This is a genomic window from Cobetia sp. (genome assembly GCF_983723665.1).
This window is the reverse complement of sequence record NZ_CFDJES010000003.1, coordinates 15,586-19,512: the sequence shown is the minus strand read 5'-3', so window position 1 is coordinate 19,512 and position 3,927 is coordinate 15,586. Positions and strand designations below refer to the sequence as shown.

Annotated in this window: 4 protein-coding genes; 2 read left to right on the top strand and 2 right to left on the bottom strand. The window is 63.6% G+C overall.

Features of this window, described 5'->3' with window-relative positions:
* Window positions 1–95 precede the first annotated feature (95 nt).
* The gene (locus AC4FAH_RS00780; RefSeq protein ID WP_225347551.1) at window positions 96–1,316 is read left to right on the top strand and encodes an AI-2E family transporter; all 1,221 of its coding nucleotides are present in this window, start codon (window positions 96–98) and stop codon (window positions 1,314–1,316) included.
* 134 nt (window positions 1,317–1,450) lie between these two features.
* Here AC4FAH_RS00780 and trxA read toward each other — a convergent pair whose 3' ends face one another.
* Both trxA and AC4FAH_RS00770 read right to left on the bottom strand, forming a co-directional pair.
* Window positions 1,451–1,774 carry a thioredoxin gene (gene trxA / locus AC4FAH_RS00775; protein ID WP_043333971.1) on the bottom strand — a complete coding sequence of 108 codons (324 nt, stop codon included), beginning with the start codon at window positions 1,772–1,774 and terminating at the stop codon, window positions 1,451–1,453.
* Between the two features lie 250 nt (window positions 1,775–2,024).
* Complete coding sequence (locus tag AC4FAH_RS00770; RefSeq protein WP_043333970.1) at window positions 2,025–2,801, bottom strand: sulfite exporter TauE/SafE family protein; 777 nt, start codon at window positions 2,799–2,801, stop codon at window positions 2,025–2,027.
* Window positions 2,802–2,977: 176 nt separating this feature from the next.
* Here AC4FAH_RS00770 and cysB point away from each other — a divergent pair.
* On the top strand, window positions 2,978–3,927 hold a 950-nt coding region (gene cysB / locus AC4FAH_RS00765), incomplete at its 3' end, for an HTH-type transcriptional regulator CysB (RefSeq protein WP_490245550.1).

The following is a 3,927-nucleotide window of genomic DNA, read 5'->3' as shown; positions in this document are numbered from 1 at the left end:
ATGGCAAGCACTGACAGGATAGGTGGCGCAGGATGCACGCGAACGATACGCCTGAGGAAAGATCGCGACACGAGGAAGTGCCGCCCGAGGCGCAGATGGCTGACGCGCAAGCGCCTGACGATAGCGTTGGCGAGCCACGCAGCGTCAGTGAGGGCACTTCCATCGAGGAGGCCGTGACACGCATGCAGGTGCCACGCGACGAGCGTCAGCAGGAGGCGCTCGAACGCTCCGGGCGTTCTCGCCACGCGCCCAACGTGCGCCGCGCGCTGGAGATTCACCCCTTGCTGGTCGGCATGGCCGCAGTGGTCATCATCATCGGCGGCCTCAAGCTGGCGGCGGACCTGGTGGTGCCGCTGCTGCTGGCGGTGTTTGTCGCTGCGGTCTGCGACGCGCCGGTGCGCTGGCTGGCCCGGCACGGCATCGGGCAACGCTTCGGAGTGCCGATCGTCATCCTGACGGTCTGCGTGCTGTTCTCGTCGCTGACGGCGCTGCTGGTCTCGCGCTTCACCCTGTTCAGCGATGAGATGCCCAAGCTTGAGGAGAGCCTGCGCGAACAGTATCAGAGCATGCTGGAATGGCTGGCGGACAGCGGCGTATCCATCGCGCCGGCCCGTTTCAGCGAGCTGGTCGACCCGGCCTCGTTGACCCAGTGGGTGCCGAACCTGCTGACCGGACTTGGGGGGCTTCTGTCCTCGAGTGTCATCATCGTGCTGACGGCCACCTTCCTGCTCTATGAGGCATTGTCACTGCGCGACAAGCTGGTCAGCACGCTGCGCAGTCCGCATGTCAGTCTGCGCCGCTTCACGCTGTTCTCGCTGACGCTGCGCCGCTATCTGGCGGTCAAGACCTTGATCAGCCTCGTGACCGGGGGACTGGTCGCGATCAGCTGTCTGGTGCTCGATGTGGAGTTCGCCTTCCTGTGGGCCACGCTGGCCTTCTGCCTCAACTACATTCCCAACATCGGCTCGGCGCTGGCCGCGGTGCCTGCGGTGTTGCTGACGCTGGTGATGCCGGAAGGCGGCGCGGTCAAGGCGCTGATGCTGGGCGGCTGTTATCTGGCGATCAACTTCATTCTCGGCAACTTGATCGAGCCGCGCGTGATGGGGCGCACCCTGGGGCTGTCGACGCTGGCCGCCTTCCTGTCGCTGGTGGTGTGGGGCTGGGTGTTCGGGCCGGTGGGCATGCTGTTGTCAGTGCCGATCACCATGACGCTTAAGATCGCCTTCGACTCGCACCCGGGCACGCGCTGGGCGGCGCGCCTGCTGGGCCCCTCCGTGCGCCGGATTCGCCGTCGTCGACGCATGGCGGAGGAATGACCCGCGAGCCAGCTCTGCGTGGATGACCTGCTGTCAGAATGCCAAAGGCCCCGTCACGCTGTGCGTGACGGGGCCTTTGGTTATCGAATCAGTGCGCGGTGGCTGGCGGGGCAGTCACCTGTCAGCAAGTCGACTCAGAGGTTCTGCTCGATGAACTGGCTCAGCTGACCCTTGGACTGGGCACCGACCAGAGAGGCGACCTTGGCGCCGGACTTGAACAGGATCACGGTCGGCACGCCACGCACGCCTTGCTCGGCAGCGATTTCCGGCGCGTCATCGACATTGACGTTGACGATCTTCAGGCCTTCGCCTTTCTCGTTGGCGACTTCTTCGACGACCGGCGCCATCATCTTGCACGGACCGCACCACGGGGCCCAGAACTTCAGCAGGACCGGGGCTTCAGCGTTGAGAACTTCCTGTTCGAAGTTGGCGCCGGTGACATCGACGTGATTGGACATCTTGTTTCTCCAGGGGATTCGTTTCGCTGTCTGCGGCATTGCCGGACATGCAGGCTGCGTCCGATGGTAGCGCCACTTTGCATCACTGACAAATGGGCATTGTCCATCGGCTCAATAGCACGGGGTTATGATCGCTAGTGTTTTTATAGCTGTTTTATTGGTTTGAGGGAATAGCAACGGGGCAGGCAATGTGGATTGCCTGCCCCGACTTTGGTATTGCCTGTGCGAAGGATCCCGCAGCAATGAGAGCTCAGAAGAAGGCGTAACGGATGCCCAGCCCCAGCAGCAGTGTCGTCAGCAGGCCCTGCAGCAGGCCGCTGGGCATGTGGCGTGTCAGGCGTGCGCCCAGGCTGATGGCGGGCAGTGAGCCGACCAGCAACGCGCCCAGCAACAGGAAGTCGACATTGCCCAACCACAGGTGACCCAGCCCCGCGACCAGTGTCAGCGGGACCGCGTGAGCGATATCGGTGCCGACGATGCGCGCGGTGCTCAACAGCGGGAACAGCATGATCAGCACGGCAGCACCGAAGGCGCCGGCACCCACGGAGGACAGGGTGACGCACACGCCGAGCACGATGCCTGACAGCACGGTCAGCGGTGCCGCGTGGCGTACGATGAAGCTTTCCGGGCTGATCAGCCCCAGCAGGCGCTTCTTGAACAGCAGCACGCCGGCGGTGAGGATCAACATCACGCCCAGCATGCCCTTTATCAGGCCCGCGTAGGCGGTGGGGTCAGTGAAGAAGGTATGCAGGACCGCAATCGTCAACAGCGCCGCCGGCAGCGAGCCGATGGCCAGGCGCCGGGCGATGGTCCAGTCCACATGGCCCTGGCGATGGTGCGCGAAGGCACCGCCCGCCTTGGTAATGGAGGCATAGAGCAGGTCGGTGCCCACGGCGATGTGCGGCGGGAAGCCGAACATCAACAATAGGGGCGTCATCAGCGAGCCGCCGCCCACGCCAGTGACACCGACCGCGAAACCCACTCCGGCGCCTGCCAGCACGTATAGCAGCAGTTGTGTGACTTCCATCCCTACCTACCCCCTTGTCAGGTTACTGTCGCCAATCTACTCTTGAGCGTATATTCCCGAAAGGAATCATTATTCATGATTTTATCGCCCGATCATCTTAGCAAGGTGACCGGCCATGTCCGGGCCACTGTCACGCCGCGTCGCGTCGATGGTGCTTCTCAGGAGAGTGAAGCCGCATGAAACTCCAGCAGTTGCGTTATATCTGGGAAGTCACCCGCCACAACCTGAACGTGTCCGCCACCGCGCAAAGTCTGTATACCTCCCAGCCGGGCATTTCCAAGCAGATTCGTCTGCTGGAAGATGAGCTTGGCGTCGAAATCTTCGCGCGCAGTGGCAAGCACCTGACGCGGGTGACCCCGGCCGGCGAGTCCATCGTCGAGCTGGCAAGCCAGGTGCTGCGCACGGTGGAGAACATCAAGCACGTCGCCCAGGAGCACAGTGACGACCGTCGCGGCAGCCTGTCGATCGCCACCACGCACACCCAGGCGCGTTATGCCTTGCCGCCGGTGATCGCCGATTTCACGCGCAAGTACCCGGATGTCGCGCTGCACATGCAGCAGGGCACGCCGAAGCAGATCGCCAACATGGTCAGTGAAGGGCAGGCCGATTTCGCCATCTGCACCGAGTCGCTGGAGCTGTTCAACGACCTCATCCTGCTGCCGTGCTATCGCTGGAATCGCTGCGTGCTGGTGCCCAAGGATCACCCGCTGGCCAATGGCGAGGAACTGACCCTCGAGTCGCTGGCCAGTTATGCGCTGGTCACCTATACCTACGGCTTCACCGGCCGCAGCCAGCTGGACGATGCCTTCAAGTCCCACGGCCTGGCGCCCAACGTGGTGCTGACCGCCTCGGACGCCGATGTCATCAAGACCTATGTGCGTCTCGGCATGGGCATCGGCATCGTCGCGCACATGGCGGTGGACGAGGTGGCCGACGAGGACCTGGTCGCGCTGGACGCCACGCATCTGTTCGAGAGCTCCACGACCAAGATCGGCATCCGTCGCGGCACCTTCATGCGCAGCTACATGTTCGAATTCGTCGAGCGCTTCGCGCCGCACCTGACCCGCGAGCGTGTCGAAGCGGCACTGGCCGCCGGCCCGCGCCACGAGCACGAGATCTTCCACGA